The organism is Flagellimonas nanhaiensis, assembly GCF_003382275.1.
Lineage (GTDB): Bacteria > Bacteroidota > Bacteroidia > Flavobacteriales > Flavobacteriaceae > Flagellimonas > Flagellimonas nanhaiensis.
This window is the reverse complement of sequence record NZ_QTJX01000001.1, coordinates 250,153-269,791: the sequence shown is the minus strand read 5'-3', so window position 1 is coordinate 269,791 and position 19,639 is coordinate 250,153. Positions and strand designations below refer to the sequence as shown.

The window sequence follows — 19,639 nt, the reverse complement described above, 5'->3', positions numbered from 1 at the left end:
TCGATAAAATGCACAATGTGCTATCTGCGAAGTGAAAAATGGCTTTGTAGGTATTTGGCATAAACTCTGTTTCCATCGCTATCCAAATAAGACAATTTAAACCAGTAATCTGTGGAGGGTAAAGGCTTTCCATTAAAGCTCCCATCCCATCCAGCACTAAGTTCTGTCATTTGTTTGATCAATTTACCGTAGCGATCATATATGGTGACAATGGGTGAACTTAATTCTGAAAGTCCTTCAATCTGCCAGCTTTCGTTAAGCACATCACCATTTGGAGAGAAAATGGCCGGAAAACCAACCACCACTATGTCACGTTGAATCTCACCGCAGCCATGGACATCCCGTATATACACTCTATGTTCTCCAGGAGGCACTTCGGTCAAAACATTACTGGTTTGGTATTCACCGTCATTCAAGCGATATTCAAAATCTCCAGCAATATCAGTAACTATGGTAACTGTATTGCTTGCTTTAAAATCATCAATCTCTATGGAAGTAATTTCTGGAGCAATCGATACACTTGTTGTTACGGTTCTTACGGCTTCACAATTCACTCCGTTTGAAGCATTGGTAACGGTAAGTGTGTATTCCCCACCCTGCGAAACACTAATATTTGGAGTAGTCTCACCAGTACTCCACAGATACGTATAACTAGGATTGGGCATAGTTTCACCGATTACTGCACTGCCAGCGGTCTCACAAATGACCACTTCTTCTTCAAAACTTAAGTTGGGGGATTCAATGGCATCTAAAAGAAAACTTTGTGAAGCATCAAAACAATTTGGGTTGGTCAATGAAGTGGTCCGCACATATATTATTTCTTGTCCCACACTTTTTGCATAATGTTTGGTCAAAGGGTTTAACCCTAGATTGGCGTCTGTCTGCGAAGTATGGTAACTTACAATAAAATCATCTGGATCTTGGGTTCCAAGTGCTTCAATGTCCTTATCCTCCAAATTAAAAATCATATCAGCGGTATGACAGAAAACTTCATCATTCACCGCTTGCGTAACAGGAATAGCCGTAAATCCAACTTGTACATCACTAACAATGTTTCCAGTACCTGTGATTACCACAACTCTATAAGTTGATGAATTCAAGACATTAAATGTAGCCGCAGTTTCCCCTGCAATAAGCTGAAACCCGCTTCCATCATTCCTGTACCATTCGTAGGCCATGGCACCAGAGGTGGTAGCATCTAACGTAATAGGATCGTTCTCGCATGCAGCAATGGGAGGGCCCAAAAGATTGTTGACAATAGAGCAGTCCAACGCAGTATTGGGATTTGTAACCCAGATATCCCCGGTGAATTGTATGGAAAACCCTGAGTTTACATTACTGAAATTATTAATGAACAGGATATAGTCTTCGCCGGCATTTACATCCAACCAGTCCTCATAATGGACAGAATCCACATCTCCAGTGGGATCTTCACCAACCCCAATAAAACTCTTAAAATCACTGTTATCAAAGAAGTTGCATCGAATTGGATCTCCTAATGTGGCGCAATTGCTTGCTTGGTACAGCGCAAAGTCCCAATCTTCATTGCTATTGTGTCCGATATTAAACCCCAATCTTCCGGAAGCAGCGGTCCGGAATCGGTACCAGCCAGAATTAGATTCAATTGAACCGGAAGTGGTCTGTTCTAAACACCCACTAGAAGTAGCTCCATAGAAATCATCCGTTCCATAACCATTGGTTCCACCATTAATGGGGGTATTACTACAAATAGGGATTGCACTGCCACAATCATTAGTAACCTGTGCAAAGGTTACTTGGCATAGGAAGATAGCTATTATGGTCTTTACCACAATTTTTACCATAGAGCGTAGGTTTGCTAACATAAAAGTACTTCGCGTTGCTCCTTAACAATAATTTATGTTGTCAAACAGGGTATACCAGATGTTAAATAGGCTATTAATGTATATCTTTGCTTTCTTGAAGTTACAGCTATGAAACTAGGACAGGCTTTGGAAAAACAGTACGACGAAAGGGGAAATGACCATATTGGGTCGTCTGCGGATACCCCTATCCGTGAAGATGCATTTGTGTTGGACGAGGAGGAAAAAATTGAACGGATAAAGAAAAGTGTCCGTGAAATTATGTTGACCCTAGGACTTGATTTGGATGACGACAGCTTAAAAGGTACCCCTCAAAGGGTGGCCAAAATGTATGTGAAGGAAATATTTGGTGGATTGCATCCAAAAAGAAGGCCCGAATCCTCTACATTCAAAAACAAGTACAAGTACGGTGAAATGTTGGTGGAAAAGAACATTGTACTCTATTCCACCTGCGAACACCACCTGTTGCCCATCGTTGGAAGGGCCCATATAGCCTATATCTCCAATGGAACGGTGGTAGGACTTTCCAAAATGAACCGAATTGTAGATTATTTTGCCAAAAGGCCCCAGGTTCAAGAACGTTTGAACATCCAAATTGTTAAAGAACTTCAACAAGTGTTGGGTACGGAGGACGTTGCCTGTGTTATTGACGCAAAGCACCTTTGTGTAAATTCCAGAGGAATCCGTGATATTGAAAGTAGCACGGTAACTGCTGAGTATGGTGGAAAATTCAAGGACGAAGCAGTTAGAAGGGAATTTTTGGACTACATCAACCTTGACACAGATTTTTAATCCATAGTTTTCAATGCAACTTTACCAAACCCAAGAACTTCGAGTACACAATTCACTTTCTGGTAAAAAAGAACCTTTTGTCCCTCTAAAGGACGGATATGTTGGAATGTACGTCTGCGGACCTACGGTATACAGCAATGTGCATCTAGGGAACTGCCGTACTTTTATGTCGTTTGATATGGTTTTTAGATACTTCAAGCACTTAGGGTATAAAGTAAGATACGTTAGAAATATCACCGATGCAGGGCACTTGGAAAATGATGCGGATGAGGGTGAGGATAAAATCGCCAAAAAAGCAAAACTTGAACAGATTGAACCTATGGAAGTGGTACAACGTTACACTGTTGATTTCCACAACACCCTTCAAAAGTTCAATCTATTACCGCCAAGTATAGAGCCTACGGCTACAGGACATATCATTGAGCAGATAGAGATTATCAAGGAAATTATTGAAAAAGGCTATGCCTACGAGATAAACGGTTCTGTTTATTTTGATGTGGTTAAGTTCAACGAGAGTAATGATTACGGTAAGTTGAGCGGGCGAAAGTTGGAGGATATGATTGCCAACACCCGTGAACTAACCGCCCAGGACGAGAAAAAGAATCCGCAAGATTTTGCCTTGTGGAAAAAAGCCGAGCCACAACATATTATGAGATGGCCCTCTCCATGGGGAGATGGTTTTCCAGGATGGCATTTGGAATGCACCGCAATGAGCACAAAATATCTAGGTGAAACCTTTGATATCCACGGAGGAGGAATGGACCTTAAGTTCCCCCATCATGAGTGCGAGATTGCTCAAGCAGAGGCCAGCACCGGAAAATCTCCGGTGAGATATTGGCTGCATGCCAACATGTTGACCCTTAATGGGAAAAAAATGTCCAAATCCACAGGAAATAATATCTATCCTGCGGAGATGATTAGTGGAGACAATGATATTTTAAGTAAGCCCTATTCCCCTGCGGTTGTGCGTTTTTTCATGATGCAGGCGCATTACACCAGCATTTTGGACCTCAGTGATGATGCATTGCAAGCTTCCGAAAAAGGATACAATAGGCTAATGGAGGCCATGGACAGTCTTGGTGGACTAAAAACTGGGGGTACATCAAATTTTGATGTGAACAATTGGCGACAAAAGTGCTATGACGCCATGAACGATGATTTTAACACGCCAGTTCTTATTTCGCACCTTTTTGATGCCGTCAAACGTATCAATTTGATTAAAGAAGGTCAACAGAGCATCACGGAAGACGATAAAGCTTTGCTTAAAAGCACCATGGAGGCGTTTGTATACGATATTCTTGGAATTGAGAACCAATCTGCCCTCAATGACGATTCCAACACATTGGATGGAGTAATGGAACTATTGATCCAACTCCGCAATGAAGCACGTGCCAACAAAGATTTTGCCACCTCGGACAAAATCAGGGACGACCTTAATGCCCTGGGTATCCAAATCAAGGATGGAAAGGATGGGACCACGTATAGCTTAAACTGAAGATAAATGGAAGATCATAGCGAAACCAAAACCATATCGCTAAAAAAAATCCTAATCGCACCTTTTGTTCTTCTTGTAAGAGCCTATCAGCTTCTAATTTCACCTTATACACCTTCTACCTGCAGATACACTCCCACATGTTCCGCGTATACCTTAGAGGCACTAAAAAAACACGGATTGTTCAAAGGAGGCTGGTTATCCATAAAACGTATCTTCAGCTGCAACCCCTGGGGAGGTAGCGGTTATGACCCAGTTCCTTAAGGGTTTTTCGCTTCCCAAGAATAGTAGTAATCAAAAAACAGTTTCTCATTTAGCTCAAATCTAACATCTAAAAACAAAGCTGTCTTACATCTTTAACTATCTTAGTCCAAAATTTTCTTAAATGTATTTTCTTGGATTCAATTGGAACCCCGAAGGAACACTGTTTAAACTGGGGTTTATTCAAATAAAATATTATAACCTTCTCTGGATCGCTGCATTTGTTGTGGGTTGGTTCATTATGAAACGAATCTTCCAAAACGAAAAGAAGTCGATGGATAAGTTGGATTCCCTTTTCATATACACCGTAGTTTCCATCATGTTGGGAGCCCGATTGGGACATGTATTCTTTTATGATTGGGCCTACTACCAAGACCACCTGTTGGAAATATTGCTACCTATACGCGAGAGTGCAACAGGATCTCTATTTGGCATCATCAACGGGTATGAATTCACTGGTTTTACCGGATTGGCCAGTCATGGAGCTACCATAGCAGCAATCATTGGGGTTTGGCTGTACTGCAGAAAATGGGAGGATATAAAAATGTTGTGGTTATTGGACAGATTGGTCATACCTTCCGCTATTGGGGCCTGCTTTATCCGTCTAGGAAATTTTTTCAACTCCGAAATCAATGGTAAGGAAGTCAAGGAGTCTTTTTTTATGGCCACCAGGTTCATCAGGGATTCGGATGATATGCCTGCCTACAAGGCCATGGCCCTGACCAAAGAAAAAACTGCAGGCGCTGCATACAAAGCCATTGAGCATAATCCAGATTTTGCCAACCTTTTGGAATCCATCCCCTATAGGCACCCTGCCCAACTTTATGAGGGTGTGTGCTATCTTTTTGTATTCATCGCGCTTTATCTGCTATATTGGAAAACGGACAAAAAGGACAAAGTTGGGTACCTCTTTGGATTGTTCATGGTACTGCTTTTTGTTGTTCGGTTTGTTATAGAATATTTCAAGAAAAGCCAAGGAGGATTTGAAGAATCACTGGGATTGCTTTCTACAGGACAATGGCTGAGTATTCCAATGATCATGATTGGACTTTATTTCATGTTTCGCCCTAGCCCACAAAAAGTTTCATAAATGAAATACCTAATCTCCTGTATACTTCTGGTTTTGTTTTTGGCGTCTTGCAAAAGCGATTCAAAAAAGGAAATCAAAACAGAGGTCATAACATTCAGCAAGGAAGGCGATCTATCCATCTTTAAATCGAATACCGATTCTATAATAGCTCGTTTTGATATTGAGATCGCGGAGTCGGATTACGAGACGCAAACCGGATTAATGTATCGAGAATCCATGGAAAAAAATCAAGGGATGCTCTTTATCTTTCAAGATGTGGCCATGCATTCCTTCTATATGAAGAATACCCAAATTCCTTTGGACATCATTTATATTGATAAAAATCAAAAGATTGCCAGTTTTCAAAAGAACGCCAATCCCTTTGATGAAAGCGGGCTTTCTTCGCAAGTACCCGTAAAATATGTGCTCGAAATCAATGCTGGGATATCAGATAATTTAGGGTTACAAATAGGCGACAGTATTGTCTTTAAAAAGAATTAATGGCAAAATTTCTGCTTGAAAATCAAACTACGGAACGTTTGCAGTTTCGAAACTTACTGCCTTCAGACTTTGAAACTTGGCTGCCCTTTTATCACGACCCCAGGTCCACACAATATTGGGAAGGACTTCCCGCAGACCCTATTGAAGCCTGCCAAGCGCAGTTCGCAAGAATATTTGAACGTTATGAAGAAAATACTGGGGGCATGAATGCCCTCGTATTGAAAACCACAGGAGAGCTAGTTGGCATCTGTGGCCTACTGGTTCAAACTGTTGATGGTATAGAAGAGCTGGAAATTGGATATTCGGTATTGCCCCACTTTTGGCAACAGGGTTTTGCTATTGAAGCGGCGCAAAAGTGTAAAACCTATGCTTTTGAACATAATTTTACCGACTCCTTGATTTCTATTATCCATGTGGACAATATCCCTTCCCAAAAAGTGGCCCTTAAAAATGGCATGTATTTGGACAAGACCACTGTTTACAGAGACAATCCAGTACATATTTTTAGGGTAAATCGAGGATAATCTTTAATTTCAAATACAAATCCGTGACTTGCTTCAATCTATGGGCCAGACCACCATTGCCATTTTAACAGATCAATCTTCACAGGCCCAAAACTTTGTAAAAAATTTATTGAGCGGTAAGGAAACAACCGTATTTAAATCCTTGGATGGCAAGAATGGATTACTTTTCTCAAGGTCAGAGATTGAGCGGTATATGGATCAAGAAGAGCGCCATGATATTAAAATTCTGACCAAAAACACAACACAGTCTCTTAAATCCATGAGCAGCGGGGAGCAAAAAAAGGCCCTGTTGAATTATTTAATAACCCAGCAACCAGATTTTTTGGTTCTTGTAAACCCATTTGATAACCTAGATACCAAAACGCGCCAAAATTTAAGGGATACGCTATGTGCCCTCTCTGAAAGTAAAACACTGGTACAATTGGTGGGGCGTTTGGAAGATATCCTCCCCGTTACCACCGATTTTTACAGTTTAAACAAAAATGAGCTAATGGCCTACCCTAGCTCAAATGCCTTTTGGGAATCACACAAAAAAGAAACCACAAAGTTCAAAGGCCGTATTCCGCAGCCCATGGAAACCGTAAATCTGCAGAGTGAAGAATTGGTCAATTTCAACAATGTCTCAGTAAGCTTTGACGGACGCCAGGTGTTGGACAACATCAATTGGAACATCAAACAGGGGGAGTTTTGGCAATTGATCGGCCCCAATGGCAGTGGCAAAACTACGTTATTGTCGATGATTACCGGTGATAGCCATAAGGGATACGGACAAAAGCTTTCCCTATTTGGATTAAAAAAGGGAAGTGGTGAAAGTGTCTGGGACCTTAAACAAAAGATAGGCTACTTTACCCCGGCAATGATCGACAAGTTTCGAGGATACCACACTTTGGAAAACATGATCATTTCGGGCTTACACGATTCCATTGGACTTTATGTACAGCCCACGGATACCGAAAAGCGATTGGCCCATAAATGGCTGGAACTTTTATCGCTTTCCTCAAAAAAGGATAGCCTTTTCAAAGAACTTAGTATGGGAGAAAAACGATTGGTGATGACCGCTAGGGCCATGATCAAACATCCTCCCCTATTGATTCTGGATGAACCTACCGCCGGATTGGATGACAAAGGAGCTTCGCTTTTTGTGTCATTGGTCAATAAGATTTCCCGAGAAACCACCAGTGCCATTATCTTTGTTTCCCATAGAAAAGAAATTGGATTGCACCCAGAATTCAATTTTGTTCTGGAAATGAAAAAAACCGGTTCTGTAGGCAAAATAATACCTTATGCAAATACGTAGGGCCAACAATTCAGATGCTGCTACCATAGCACTCTTGGGGCGATTTACTTTTACCGAGACCTTTGGGCATCTTTTTGGTGACCAACAGGACTTGCTGGACTATCTTGATAGAACGTTCAATGTAGAAAAGCTCCATAACAGTATTGACAAGCCCAACAATCTCTATTGGCTGGCCTTCGTAGACAATCTTCCTATAGGTTATGCTAAGTTAAAGTTGAACTCATCTTCACCTTTTATTGAATCCAACAACATCTGTCAACTTCAAAAAATATATGTACTGAAGGATTTTCTATCCAAAAAGGTTGGTCTCACCCTTCAAAGTAAGCTATTGGAAAAAGCTCAAAACCTTGGATATGAAGAAATCTGGTTATCTGTTCTAAAAGAAAACCTCCGTGCCATAAGATTTTACGAAAAAAATGGTTTTAGGATTATTGGTGACCACGGTTTCCAAATAGGAAAAGAGCATTTCAATTTTCAGGCTATGTCCAAAAAGTTGTCTTTACCATTGTAAAATACTCTCTTAACTATCTTATAATCATTGGTTTTTTGCTATCTTAAAGGATATCTCAAAACTCCCTCCCCTATGCAAAAAATTAAGGTAAAGCCAGGTGCCAAAATTGAGGATTATAAGGCATATGGCTCTTTGTACACATCTGTTCTCGACTTTTTGGAGCAATCCAAAAAACACATCAAAACCATAGAAGGACGCACAATCTGGATGATCAACTCTACTGCCATTGGAGGTGGGGTTGCAGAAATGCTACCAAGCCAAATGCGAATTCTTAGAGAACTTGGGGTCTCCATTGAGTGGTTGGTAATTGAAGCCTCGGAAAACGCATTTTTCGATTTGACCAAAAGAATACACAATGCCATTCATGGTAGCGGCAACGGCATTTTTACGGATGAGGACCGTAAGGTTTACGAGAACGTAAACCAACAAAACCTAGATCGGGCCCTTGAACTCATCAATGACGGGGATATTGTGGTCGTCCACGATCCCCAACCCATGCCACTTGCTGCCATGATCAAAAAAGAGAAAAAAGTGGCAATCGTTTGGCGATGCCACATTGGTCTGGAAGAAGATACTCCTGTCACAGATGCTGTTTGGGAGTTTTTGAGTCCTTACACCAACGATTATGATCATTTTGTTTTCAGCCTTCCCGCCTATGTCCCAAAAGGATTAAAAAATAGAACTTCCATTATCCCACCGGCCATAGACCCGCTAAGTCACAAAAACAGGGCCCTCCAAATTCACAAGTGCATTGGTATACTATATCAATCGGGAATTTTGGAAGAACATAAGTCCATTTTATATGATCGTTACAACCATTTGGTGAGGCGGGTACTACCCAATGGTGATTTTGGGGATGTCAACGAACTGGGAGACCTTGGTTTTCTCTATAGGCCCATCATTACTGAAATATCTCGTTGGGACCGCCTAAAAGGGTTCAGAGAGCTCATGAAGGCCTTTATAAAAGTGAAACTGGACAATCGTAAAAATGGTGACCCCAATAGTTTGGAATACAAACGGATTGAAATGACCCTTTTGGTACTTGGTGGTCCAGACCCGGCTTTTGTATCGGATGACCCTGAAGGACAGGAAGTCCTAAAGGAACTGACCGAAGAATACCAGGCAGTAGATAATGATATGCAAAATGACATTGCCATTTTGTTGCTCCCCTTGGACAATCCAAAAGAAAATGCTCTGATTGTAAATGCACTGCAACGATCATCCAGTATAGTTGTTCAAAACTCAATTCAAGAAGGATTTGGTCTAACGGCCACTGAGGCTATGTGGAAGAGAAAACCGGTTTTGGTATCAGGTGCGGCTGGGCTTAAGTTTCAGGTTGAACACAACAAAACAGGAAAAATCAATAATGACCCCACTGATATTAAAAGTTTAGCAGAAGCATTGAGCTATATGGTCAACCATCCCAAAGAACGCGATAAATGGGGGTTTAATGGACAACTGCGCGTCGTCAAGCATTTTACCCTGTTCAGTCAGTTGGTTTCTTGGTTGGAGGTCTTTGCTAAAAACAAAGACTGATTATCATGTGATTCCTCTTTCCTCTTAATGATATTTAAACAAAAAAAAGCCATCCTTTAAGGATGGCTTTTTAAAATCTGATATTATAAGGTTATGCTTTTGCAGCAGCAACAGCTTCACCTATTTTCTTTTTCAAACTATCGAACATCACCGGAGTTGCGATGAATACGGAAGAGTAAGTACCTACCATCACCCCAACAATCATGGCAAACATGAATCCTCTCAAACTTTCCCCACCAAAAACGAAGATGGACAAAAGCACGATCAAAGTCGTTAAGGAAGTATTCAAAGTTCTACTCAAAGTACTGTTCAATGCCTGGTTTATATTTTCACCATTTTTCCAACCTTTTAGGTTCACTATCTCACGAATACGGTCAAAAACAACCACCGTATCGTTCAAGGAATAACCAATAACGGTCAAAATAGCCGCTATAAAGGCTTGGTCAATTTCCATATTGAAGGGCATTATCTTACCGGTCAAAGAGAATATCCCCAAAACCACCATAACATCATGGAATACGGCGACAACCGCTCCAAGGGAGAACTGCCATCTTCTAAATCGCAATAAAATATAAAGGAAAACCACTGCCAAGGAGCCCAATATTGCCAAAAATGCATTGTTTTTAATGTCATCGGCAATGGTTGGTCCCACTTTTACAGATTGAAGAATCCCAATTGATTTCTCCGAAGCTCCTACTGTGAAATCCTCAAAAGAGGTTCCATCGGGCAAGTATTTTTGCAACGAGGAATATAGTTTTTCCTGAATCTCAGTATCAACTTCAATTCCTTCCACATCAACTTTATAAGGAGTGGTTACCTTAATCTGGTTGGCATCACCAAAAGTTTTTACATTGGTTCCACTTCCAAAAACAGTATTCAATTCTGAAGCGATTTCAGAAGGATTGACTGCCTTTTCAAATCTAATCTGATAGGAACGCCCTCCGACAAAATCAACACCTTGTTGCAGCCCAGTTGTAAACAATGAGAAAATACTAACACCAACCAAGATTGCCGATACTACATAGGCAATTTTACGCTTGGACAGAAAGTTTATGCTCAAGTTCTTGAACAGATTCTTGGTAATAGCCGTGGAGAAGTCCAATCTTCTTCCCTTTTTGGAAAGGTATGTATCCACCATCAAACGGGTAACAAATATTGCGGTAAACAAGGAAGTTACAATACCAATCATCAAGGTAGTAGCAAATCCTTTAATAGGACCTGAACCAAAGATGAAAAGGATAATAGCTGTAAGTCCTGTGGTAATGTTGGCATCCAAAATAGAGGACAACGCATTGTTGAAACCGTCTTCAACGGCCTGTGCCTTACCTTTTCCTCTAGCCAACTCTTCTTTGATACGCTCAAAAATAAGTACGTTGGCATCTACCGACATACCAATGGTCAATACAATACCTGCAATACCTGGAAGCGTTAGAACAGCACCTAAACTGGTCAACACACCAAAAATCAACAGGATATTGAAAATCAAAGCTATATCAGCAAAAATACCAGCCTTTCCGTAGTAGAAAATCATCCATACCAACACGAATGCCATAGCAATCAAGAAAGACATGAAACCACTATCAATGGCTTCTTGCCCCAATGAAGGTCCAACAACTTCAGACTGAATAATTTCAGCAGAAGCAGGAAGTTTACCGGCTCTTAGTACGTTAGCTATATCCTTGGTTTCATTTACCGTGAAGGTTCCTGTAATTTCAGAACGACCACCAGAAATGGGTCCAGAAGAAACACCAGGAGCTGTATATACTTTATTGTCCAGGACAATGGCTATACCTGTTTGATTGTTGTAAGCATCACCTGTCAACTTCTCCCACTCTTTAGCACCACGGGTATTCATGGTCATGCTTACCGCAGGTTTGTTGTATTGGTCAAAAGTATCCTGGGCATCAGAGACAACATCTCCACTTATCCTAGGAACAGCATCTCTATTGGATTTTAATGCAAATAACTCTACTACCTCAGAGTCTTTGGACGGTCTTTCCCAAAGGAATTTGGTAAACTGAATATCATTTGGCAACAATCTTCTGATTTCCGGTCTTCTCAAATACCCTCCAATTTCTGCAGTATCTGTAACCAAGGCCCTAGCTACAGCATGGCTGCCAGGGCTAGCAGGAATCAATTTACCTAACAACGGGTTTACCTGCTGCGTCAAATCCAAAGAATCCTGAGCAACATCGGATAGCAAAGAATCTATTTCTGATTCCGGCTTAGTAGTTTCCTCCTCTGTTTGAACAGGCTCCAATATCTCTTTAAGTCTTTCATTGGCACTCACAAAGAATGCTCCTAAACTTTGGTTGTTCTGCTGATAGGTCTCCCAGAACTCCAATTGGGCGGTACTTGATAGCAGTTCCTGGGCCCTAGCAATATCGCGGGCACCTGGAAGCTCTACCAAAATACGTCCAGAATTACCTTCCCTTTGGATATTTGGCTGGGTAACCCCAAAACCATCAATACGCTCACGCAATACTTCAAACGCAGAAACAATGGACTCATCAATTTTTCTTCTGATAACCGGCTTAACTTCATCATCGGTCATCTGAAAATTGATGTCATCACTCAATCCTTTGTTCGCAAAAATATCAGGCGAAGCCAGTTTGGTTTCTCCCTTGATGGCATCGAATGCATCAAAAAACAAATCCAAATAAGTATCTGGGCTATTTTTGGAAGCATTATCGGCATCAGCCAATGCTTTATTGAAAACTGGATTTTTAGTATTGTTCGCAAGCCCTTTCAGGATATCTTTTACCGAAATCTGGAGGGTAACATTGATTCCCCCTTTAAGGTCCAATCCCTTGTTCAGCTCTTTCTTCTTAGCGTCATCGTAGCTGGTGAAACCCAAAACCGGATTGGTTCCAATGGAATCCAGGTATGATGCCTCTAAAGCCTCACGCCTTGCCACATAGTCCTCTTCTGTTTCCAATATTTGGCTAACGGCGTAAGTTTCAGCATCCTTTTCCAACTTGCTCGTAATGAAAGTATAGGATAACTGATAAATGCTCACCAAACCAAAAAGGAGCGCGAAAAGCCTTATAAGTCCTTTATTTTGCATTGATTATTAAATTTTTAGAAGTTTTCTTAAACAGCGTGCAAATATATCATTTCCCATAAGATTTGCCAATAGAAATTGATGGAATTGCAATTGGAAACCCTGTTAGATTGTTAAAATAAAAAAGCCATTTCGATCGAAATGGCTTTTTAGTATGGTTAAGACTGGTCTACAATTGTAGCAATCCGTTGGTTTTCTTCACGCCTCCGGCACTTTCCTTCATTTTGGCCTTTTCTGCGTCACTTAGTTCAATTTCAACCACTTTTTCAATACCATTTTTCCCTAAGATCACAGGGACTCCAATACAAATATCATCCAAGCCATACTCCCCTTCCAACAAGGTGGAACATGGGAACATTTTCTTTTGGTCGCAAGCTATTGACTGTACCAAGGATGAAACCGCAGCTCCAGGAGCATACCATGCACTGGTACCCAATAGTTTGGTCAATGTAGCACCTCCAACTTTGGTTTCCTCAACAACCCATTGCATTTGCTCTTCTGAAAGGAATTCTGAAACTTTTACGCTATTTCTGGTAGCATGTCCGATCAACGGTACCATTCCCTTGTCGCTATGGCCTCCCATTACCATTCCATCAACATCTGAAATGGGGGCTCCCAAAGCTTCTGCCAATCTGTATTTGAAACGGGCACTATCCAAAGCACCGCCCATTCCAATAATTTTATGTTTAGGCAGGTCTGTGGTTTTATGCACCAAATAGGTCATGGTATCCATAGGATTACTTACCACAATGATAATGGCATTTGGAGAGTGCTCCAAAAGGCTTGTGGCCACAGTTTTTACAATTCCTGCATTGATTCCAATAAGTTCTTCACGTGTCATTCCCGGTTTACGAGGAATACCTGAAGTAATTACCGCAACATCACTATTTGCCGTTTTGGAATAATCGCTGGTACTTCCAGTGATTTTGGTATCAAAACCGTTAAGGGATGCTGTCTGCATCAAATCCATGGCCTTGCCTTCGGCATAGCCTTCTTTAATATCCAAAAGGACAACTTCCGATGCAAAATTTTTCATCGCTATATATTCGGCGCAGCTTGCCCCCACTGCACCAGCTCCAACTACGGTAACTTTCATTTTATTAGATTTTAATTTTAATCGGACAAAAATACGGGATCTCAGTTAGATAAAACCTGACATTTGTCCATTTTCAACCCTGTTTCGCAAAGAAATTTCACAGTAACCTTTTCTTTAAAAACCCGGGATTCAATCAAAAGGGAAAGGTCTCGTTTTATATTGTTGTCATCATGCAATAATTTGTTGTGTAATGCCGTTATAATAGTCCCGAAATCTGTTTTAACCTACTTAACCATGAAAAAGTTCTTTTCATTGTTGTCCATAGTATCCATAATTGCAATAAGCAATTGTACCAGTATACCCGAAAACAACGATCCTATTTTGGGTATATGGGTAAAAAGTGATTCTCCTGCGGACAGCAACAAAAACTCAACCACTACCCGCGAAGAGTGGACCTTTAATGATGTCTACTTGGGTAGATACCAAAATTATTCAGACTCCAAACTTGTTTTTTACACTGACTTTAAATGGTCCGAAGATAACGGGACATATACCATTATTTATGGTAATCCCGAGATTGAGGATGTTATAGTTAATTTGGAACAAGCAAATGATCCAGAAGCATTGACCTTGGGTAATGGCTCCGTCTTCGCCACCAGGGAGTAATTAGGAAGACGCACTTATGAAAATAGAAGGCCCCAACTCTAGAGTTGGGGCCTTTCTTATTTATTGGTTGGTTGGTTTTCTATCTAAACCCAAAGTTTATACCAAAGGTAAAGGTGTTAAATTGGGCTAAATTGTAATCTGCATTCAATCTAAAGAATCCAAGCTTCAATTTGGTTCCGATGTTACCCGACACTCCACTTACATTATTGCTAATGTTAAAAGGGTCTGTATACACAATTGGAGCGCCAATTGTTTGGACTTCATATCTTCCTAAAATATCTGTTTCTGATTTTCCTGTAATGTAGTTCAATCCTCCATAGAAGTTGATAACGGGCAAGCGGGTGGATACCACTGCGCTAAAGTTCCAGGAACTAAATTGGGCATCCAATCTTTGGTTTTCACCTGCAATTACACCCGTATCGGAGAAATCATATTCTCCACTCAGCTTAGTGTACCCTATTACAGCAGAGATAGCCACTGGAAGTAGTTTATCTGCTGGAAGGTGCTTGGTAAAATCGTGCTGTATTCCAAAGCCGTATAGCCCTATTTTAACATCATCTGTGTCAATTTTGGGCAAAAACCTGGCCTTTACCTCTGTTCCTTTAATAAGGCCCACACTGGCTTGTATGTACCCTGAAGGAACAAAATTCAAGTCTTCAGAGGCCAATCCGGAAGGAAGTTCAAATTGAGTGTTTACCTGTTGCCCTTCAATGGTAGCAACAATGGCCACATCTATTCCTTCAATATCACCCAAAGCGGTGGCTACCTCTTTAGAGGTACTTCCATCCAAAAATTGAAGATTTTCGTAATCCGCAGTATTGAGTGTGAAGGATTTTTTATCATCCTTGTTTTTAAAACCGGTTAGGTTTCCAACTATCGAAATTTCAAATCCGCCTAAAGGCTTCGCATCAGCTGAGTTGTACCAGCCATTTGAGATGCTATAAACCCCTGCTTCGGTTACTGGCACCAACCAAGCTGTGGTAAAACGCTCAGCATCGTTGAGACCTGCTGCTAGAAGGTCATTGATGTTGGATTGTGCCATTCCAGAGGAAAAACTGACCAATGCCAACAAAAGAATTATTCTTTTCATCTTGTCAAATTTTTCCTAAAACTAAAAAACTCGCCCTTTTGGAGCGAGTTTTTGTTGTGAATGGCCATTATCTATGCATCTATGTTGGCATAGACGGCATTTTTCTCAATAAATTCTCGTCTTGGTGGCACCTCATCGCCCATTAACATGGAGAATATTCGGTCTGATTCCGTTGCATTATCAATGGTCACCTGACGCAATGTTCTGAATTCAGGATTCATTGTAGTATCCCACAACTGCTCCGCATTCATCTCCCCAAGACCTTTATAGCGTTGGATACCTGCACCGCCTCCTAAGGATTCTACAATTTCATCACGTTCGCTATCATTCCAGGCATATCTCTTCTTTGCTCCTTTTTTAACCAGATATAAAGGTGGAGTTGCGATATAAACATGACCGTTTTCAATCAATTCACGCATATATCGGAAGAAAAAGGTCAAAATCAGGGTTTCAATGTGACTACCATCAACATCGGCATCACACATGATAATAACCTTATGATATCTCAATTTTTCAAGGTTCAAGGCTTTGCTGTCCTCGTCGGTACCAATGGTGACCCCAAGGGCAGTGTACATGTTCTTGATTTCCTCATTTTCAAAAACTTTGTGCTGCATGGCCTTCTCCACATTAAGTATTTTACCCCTTAATGGCAATATGGCTTGAAAATTTCGGTCCCGACCCATTTTTGCAGTTCCTCCTGCGGAATCACCCTCTACAAGGAAAATCTCACAGTTTTCTGGGTCCTGGTCCGAACAATCGGATAGTTTTCCGGGAAGTCCGCCTCCTGTCATCGGGTTCTTTCGTTGAACCATTTCCCGTGCCTTGGCAGCGGCATGTCTTGCCTGAGCTGCCAATTTTACTTTTTCAACTATCTGCTTGGCGTCTTCCGGATGTTCTTCCAGATAGTTGGTCAGCATTTCTGAAACCGCCTGACTCACCGCACTGGTAACCTCACGGTTCCCCAACTTGGTCTTGGTCTGCCCTTCAAACTGTGGCTCAGCCACTTTAACAGACACAATAGCCGTCAATCCTTCACGGAAATCATCTCCGGATATCTCAAATTTGACCTTGTCGAGCATTCCAGAATTGTCCGCATATTTTTTAAGGGTCGATGTAAGACCTCTTCTAAAACCTGATAAGTGGGTACCTCCTTCATGTGTATTGATGTTGTTCACATAAGAATGAAGGTTTTCGGTGTACCCATTGTTGTAAATCAAAGCTACCTCCACAGGAATTCCGTTCTTTTCCCCCTCCATGGAAACCACACTTTGAATAAGGGGTTCACGGTTGCCATCCAAGAATCGGATAAACTCTTTTAAGCCTTCTTCGGAGTAAAAGGTCTCAGAAATGTATTCTCCCTTTTCATCCTTGTTGCGCTTGTCCGTCAATTTGATGGTTACCCCCTTGTTCAAATAAGCCAATTCCCGCATTCTATTGGCCAAGGTTTCATAGCTATATTCCGTAGTCTGGGTAAAAATGGTATCGTCCGGGGTGAATGTGACCACGGTCCCATTTTCCTTGCTTTCACCAATGCTTTTTACCGGATATAAGGTTTTACCTCTTTCATATTCTTGTTCCCAAATCTTTCCTTCACGATATACTGTAGCCTTTAAATGACTGGAGAGTGCATTAACACAGGAAACCCCAACACCGTGAAGCCCTCCGGAAACCTTATAGGAGTCTTTATCAAATTTACCTCCGGCCCCAATCTTGGTCATGACCACTTCAAGCGCAGAAACACCTTCCTTTTTATGCAATCCAACTGGGATTCCCCGTCCATTGTCCTTGGTGGTTATGGAATTGTCTTCATTTATGATGACCTCGATAGTATCACAATAACCGCCCATGGCCTCATCAATGGAGTTGTCCACTACTTCATATACCAAGTGGTGCAAGCCCCTTGTACCTACATCTCCAATGTACATGGAAGGACGCATACGCACGTGCTCCATACCCTCAAGGGCCTGGATACTATCCGCAGAATACTGGTTTTTCTTAGCTTCTTCGCTCATATATTTTTAGTATTTACTTTCAAATTTTCAAATCTTACAAATATAAGGAATACCCAGTAAAATTGGGTAGTTGAAGCTATCCGCTCGGTTCAAGTTATCAACAAAAAGTGTGGAAAAAACAATGCGTGTTTTATCGTGCCCAAACGCCGTTGGAGCCATTAAAAAAGCCCCTTGATTAAGGGGCTTTTCCGACTAATTGAAAATGAAACAAAACATCATCTTCCTGCTCTAAAATGTAAACACTTATTGGTTATTTTTCATAGGCATCCTCATGGACGTGGGCCACCGCCCTTCCAGAGGGGTCGTTCATGTTCTTAAATGCCTCATCCCACTCCAATGCAATTTTGGTACTACAGGCCACAGATGGTTCCTGTGGTACACTCAACGCTGCTGCATCTGAGGGAAAATGACCCTCAAAAATGGAACGATAATAATATTCCTCCTTGGTGGTAGGGGTCTGGATAGGAAACTTAAAATGGGCATTTTTAAGCTGCTCATCGGTCACCTTTTCCTCCACCAGCAGTTTTAGGGTATCTATCCAACTATATCCAACTCCATCAGAGAACTGCTCTTTTTGTCTCCAGGCCACACTTTCGGGCAAATAGGATTCAAACGCTTTGCGAACCACCCATTTTTCCATTCGTTCGCCATTGATCATCTTATCTTTTGGATTGATACGCATGGCCACATCCATAAATTCCTTGTCCAAAAAGGGAACTCTGCCTTCAATTCCCCAGGCTGCTAGAGATTTGTTTGCCCTGAGGCAATCGTACATATGGAGCTTATCCAATTTCCTAACTGTTTCCTCATGAAAATCCTTTGGACTTGGTGCTTTATGGAAATAGAGATATCCTCCAAAAAGTTCGTCGGCCCCTTCACCGGACAACACCATCTTAATTCCCATGGATTTGATTACCCGCGCCATTAAATACATGGGTGTGGAGGCACGTATGGTTGTGATGTCGTAGGTTTCAAGGTTGTAGATTACATCTTTGATAGCATCCAATCCCTCTTGGATGGTAAATTTTATCTCATGGTGGATAGTACCGATATGATCAGCTACCTTTTGTGCTGCTTCCAAATCCGGTGAGCCTTCCAGCCCAACAGAAAAAGAGTGTAGCTGTGGCCACCAAGCTTCCTTGGTATCTCCTGATTCTATTCGCATTTGGGAATACCTTTTAGCAATAGCAGAGGTCACTGACGAATCCAAACCTCCTGAAAGAAGCACTCCATAAGGCACATCTGACATTAATTGACGGTGTACGGCCGCTTCCAAGGCTTCTTGTATTTCAGCTATGCTGGTTTGGTTTTCTTTGACGGCATCATACTCCATCCAATCCCTCTTGTACCATTTTTTGAATTCTCCTTCGGCACTGTGGAAATAATGCCCAGGAGGAAAAAGTTCTATCTTGGCACAAGTACCTTCCAAAGCCTTCAATTCTGAGGCTACATAAAAGGTTCCGTTTTTATCCCATCCAATATATAATGGAATAATTCCCATATGGTCCCTTGCCACAAAGTATTCGCCCTTTTCGCTGTCGTAAATGGCAAAGCCAAAAATTCCGTTTAATTCATCCACAAAATCCACACCTTTTTCTTGATAAAGGGCCAGGATAACCTCGCAATCCGATTGAGTCTTAAATTCATACTTCCCCTCAAATTGTTTTCTAAGTTCCAGATGGTTGTAGATTTCACCATTGGCCGCCAGTACCAATTTGCCATCTTGGCTCAACAGAGGCTGTTTTCCCGAAGCGGGATCGACAATGGCCAATCTTTCATGTGCCAGAATAGCTTTTTCATCGGCATAAATCCCGTTCCAATCTGGCCCTCGGTGCCTAACTTTCTTGGACATCTCCAACAACTGAGGCCTCAAAACCTCAGTACTCTCCTTTAAATCAAACGCGCATACAATTCCGCACATACAAATACTATTTATTACAATTGAGA

The 19,639-nt window shown here is 41.4% G+C and carries 16 protein-coding genes; 10 read left to right on the top strand and 6 right to left on the bottom strand.

Annotated features, from left to right (window positions below):
- Positions 1-20: 20 nt before the first annotated feature.
- Positions 21-1,823: a T9SS type B sorting domain-containing protein gene (locus tag DX873_RS01245; protein WP_116182720.1), complete on the bottom strand. Its 1,803-nt coding sequence runs from the start codon at positions 1,821-1,823 to the stop codon at positions 21-23.
- 129 nt (positions 1,824-1,952) lie between these two features.
- Between DX873_RS01245 and folE the strand changes: the two genes are divergently transcribed.
- From folE to DX873_RS01200, 9 genes are all read left to right on the top strand, one after another.
- Positions 1,953-2,633, top strand: coding sequence for a GTP cyclohydrolase I FolE (gene folE, locus DX873_RS01240; RefSeq protein ID WP_116182719.1), 681 nt, complete (start codon positions 1,953-1,955; stop codon positions 2,631-2,633).
- A 13-nt stretch (positions 2,634-2,646) separates the two neighbouring features.
- Positions 2,647-4,128, top strand: coding sequence for a cysteine--tRNA ligase (gene cysS, locus DX873_RS01235; protein WP_116182718.1), 1,482 nt, complete (start codon positions 2,647-2,649; stop codon positions 4,126-4,128).
- A 6-nt stretch (positions 4,129-4,134) separates the two neighbouring features.
- Positions 4,135-4,389 carry a membrane protein insertion efficiency factor YidD gene (gene yidD, locus DX873_RS01230; protein WP_116182717.1) on the top strand — a complete coding sequence of 85 codons (255 nt, stop codon included), beginning with the start codon at positions 4,135-4,137 and terminating at the stop codon, positions 4,387-4,389.
- Positions 4,390-4,510: 121 nt separating this feature from the next.
- Complete coding sequence (gene lgt, locus DX873_RS01225) at positions 4,511-5,476, top strand: prolipoprotein diacylglyceryl transferase (protein WP_116182716.1); 966 nt, start codon at positions 4,511-4,513, stop codon at positions 5,474-5,476.
- The gene (locus DX873_RS01220; RefSeq protein ID WP_116182715.1) at positions 5,477-5,956 is read left to right on the top strand and encodes a DUF192 domain-containing protein; all 480 of its coding nucleotides are present in this window, start codon (positions 5,477-5,479) and stop codon (positions 5,954-5,956) included.
- On the top strand, positions 5,956-6,480 hold the full coding sequence (locus DX873_RS01215; protein ID WP_116182714.1) for a GNAT family N-acetyltransferase: 525 nt from the start codon (positions 5,956-5,958) through the stop codon (positions 6,478-6,480). The genes DX873_RS01220 and DX873_RS01215 overlap by 1 nt, the downstream gene beginning before the upstream one ends.
- A 40-nt stretch (positions 6,481-6,520) precedes the next feature.
- On the top strand, positions 6,521-7,777 hold the full coding sequence (locus tag DX873_RS01210; protein ID WP_116182713.1) for an ATP-binding cassette domain-containing protein: 1,257 nt from the start codon (positions 6,521-6,523) through the stop codon (positions 7,775-7,777).
- Positions 7,764-8,288 carry a GNAT family N-acetyltransferase gene (locus DX873_RS01205; protein ID WP_116182712.1) on the top strand — a complete coding sequence of 175 codons (525 nt, stop codon included), beginning with the start codon at positions 7,764-7,766 and terminating at the stop codon, positions 8,286-8,288. Before DX873_RS01210 ends, DX873_RS01205 begins: the two co-directional genes overlap by 14 nt.
- A gap of 72 nt (positions 8,289-8,360) precedes the next feature.
- Entirely contained in the window at positions 8,361-9,824 is a 1,464-nt protein-coding gene (locus DX873_RS01200; protein WP_116182711.1) for a glycosyltransferase, read from the top strand.
- Positions 9,825-9,915: 91 nt separating this feature from the next.
- On the opposite strand, the gene secDF is transcribed toward DX873_RS01200, so the two are convergent.
- Both secDF and mdh read right to left on the bottom strand, forming a co-directional pair.
- Positions 9,916-12,891, bottom strand: a complete 2,976-nt coding sequence (secDF, locus tag DX873_RS01195) for a protein translocase subunit SecDF (RefSeq protein ID WP_116182710.1) — start codon at positions 12,889-12,891, stop codon at positions 9,916-9,918.
- Between the two features lie 166 nt (positions 12,892-13,057).
- Positions 13,058-13,984: a malate dehydrogenase gene (gene mdh, locus DX873_RS01190; protein WP_116182709.1), complete on the bottom strand. Its 927-nt coding sequence runs from the start codon at positions 13,982-13,984 to the stop codon at positions 13,058-13,060.
- A gap of 234 nt (positions 13,985-14,218) precedes the next feature.
- Here mdh and DX873_RS01185 point away from each other — a divergent pair, with 234 nt between their 5' ends.
- Positions 14,219-14,590: a hypothetical protein gene (locus DX873_RS01185; RefSeq protein WP_116182708.1), complete on the top strand. Its 372-nt coding sequence runs from the start codon at positions 14,219-14,221 to the stop codon at positions 14,588-14,590.
- 79 nt (positions 14,591-14,669) lie between these two features.
- Here DX873_RS01185 and DX873_RS01180 read toward each other — a convergent pair whose 3' ends face one another.
- From DX873_RS01180 to asnB, 3 genes are all read right to left on the bottom strand, one after another.
- Positions 14,670-15,680: a DUF6588 family protein gene (locus DX873_RS01180; protein ID WP_116182707.1), complete on the bottom strand. Its 1,011-nt coding sequence runs from the start codon at positions 15,678-15,680 to the stop codon at positions 14,670-14,672.
- Positions 15,681-15,751: 71 nt separating this feature from the next.
- The gene (gene gyrB, locus DX873_RS01175; protein WP_116182706.1) at positions 15,752-17,692 is read right to left on the bottom strand and encodes a DNA topoisomerase (ATP-hydrolyzing) subunit B; all 1,941 of its coding nucleotides are present in this window, start codon (positions 17,690-17,692) and stop codon (positions 15,752-15,754) included.
- Positions 17,693-17,942: 250 nt separating this feature from the next.
- A complete protein-coding gene (gene asnB, locus DX873_RS01170; protein WP_116182705.1) occupies positions 17,943-19,613 on the bottom strand; it encodes an asparagine synthase B in 1,671 nt (556 codons plus the stop codon).
- Positions 19,614-19,639 lie beyond the last annotated feature (26 nt).

Excerpts from the sequence above, each read along its gene's own strand:
- DX873_RS01220 (WP_116182715.1), top strand. The coding sequence starts at position 5,477 with ATGAAATACCTAATCTCCTGTATACTTCTGGTTTTGTTTTTGGCGTCT.
- asnB (WP_116182705.1), bottom strand. The coding sequence starts at position 19,613 with ATGTGCGGAATTGTATGCGCGTTTGATTTAAAGGAGAGTACTGAGGTT.
- lgt (WP_116182716.1), top strand. The coding sequence starts at position 4,511 with ATGTATTTTCTTGGATTCAATTGGAACCCCGAAGGAACACTGTTTAAA.
- secDF (WP_116182710.1), bottom strand. The coding sequence starts at position 12,891 with ATGCAAAATAAAGGACTTATAAGGCTTTTCGCGCTCCTTTTTGGTTTG.
- DX873_RS01180 (WP_116182707.1), bottom strand. The coding sequence starts at position 15,680 with ATGAAAAGAATAATTCTTTTGTTGGCATTGGTCAGTTTTTCCTCTGGA.
- DX873_RS01200 (WP_116182711.1), top strand. The coding sequence starts at position 8,361 with ATGCAAAAAATTAAGGTAAAGCCAGGTGCCAAAATTGAGGATTATAAG.
- yidD (WP_116182717.1), top strand. The coding sequence starts at position 4,135 with ATGGAAGATCATAGCGAAACCAAAACCATATCGCTAAAAAAAATCCTA.
- folE (WP_116182719.1), top strand. The coding sequence starts at position 1,953 with ATGAAACTAGGACAGGCTTTGGAAAAACAGTACGACGAAAGGGGAAAT.
- DX873_RS01215 (WP_116182714.1), top strand. The coding sequence starts at position 5,956 with ATGGCAAAATTTCTGCTTGAAAATCAAACTACGGAACGTTTGCAGTTT.
- DX873_RS01205 (WP_116182712.1), top strand. The coding sequence starts at position 7,764 with ATGCAAATACGTAGGGCCAACAATTCAGATGCTGCTACCATAGCACTC.
- gyrB (WP_116182706.1), bottom strand. The coding sequence starts at position 17,692 with ATGAGCGAAGAAGCTAAGAAAAACCAGTATTCTGCGGATAGTATCCAG.
- DX873_RS01245 (WP_116182720.1), bottom strand. The coding sequence starts at position 1,823 with ATGGTAAAAATTGTGGTAAAGACCATAATAGCTATCTTCCTATGCCAA.
- mdh (WP_116182709.1), bottom strand. The coding sequence starts at position 13,984 with ATGAAAGTTACCGTAGTTGGAGCTGGTGCAGTGGGGGCAAGCTGCGCC.
- DX873_RS01185 (WP_116182708.1), top strand. The coding sequence starts at position 14,219 with ATGAAAAAGTTCTTTTCATTGTTGTCCATAGTATCCATAATTGCAATA.
- DX873_RS01210 (WP_116182713.1), top strand. The coding sequence starts at position 6,521 with ATGGGCCAGACCACCATTGCCATTTTAACAGATCAATCTTCACAGGCC.
- cysS (WP_116182718.1), top strand. The coding sequence starts at position 2,647 with ATGCAACTTTACCAAACCCAAGAACTTCGAGTACACAATTCACTTTCT.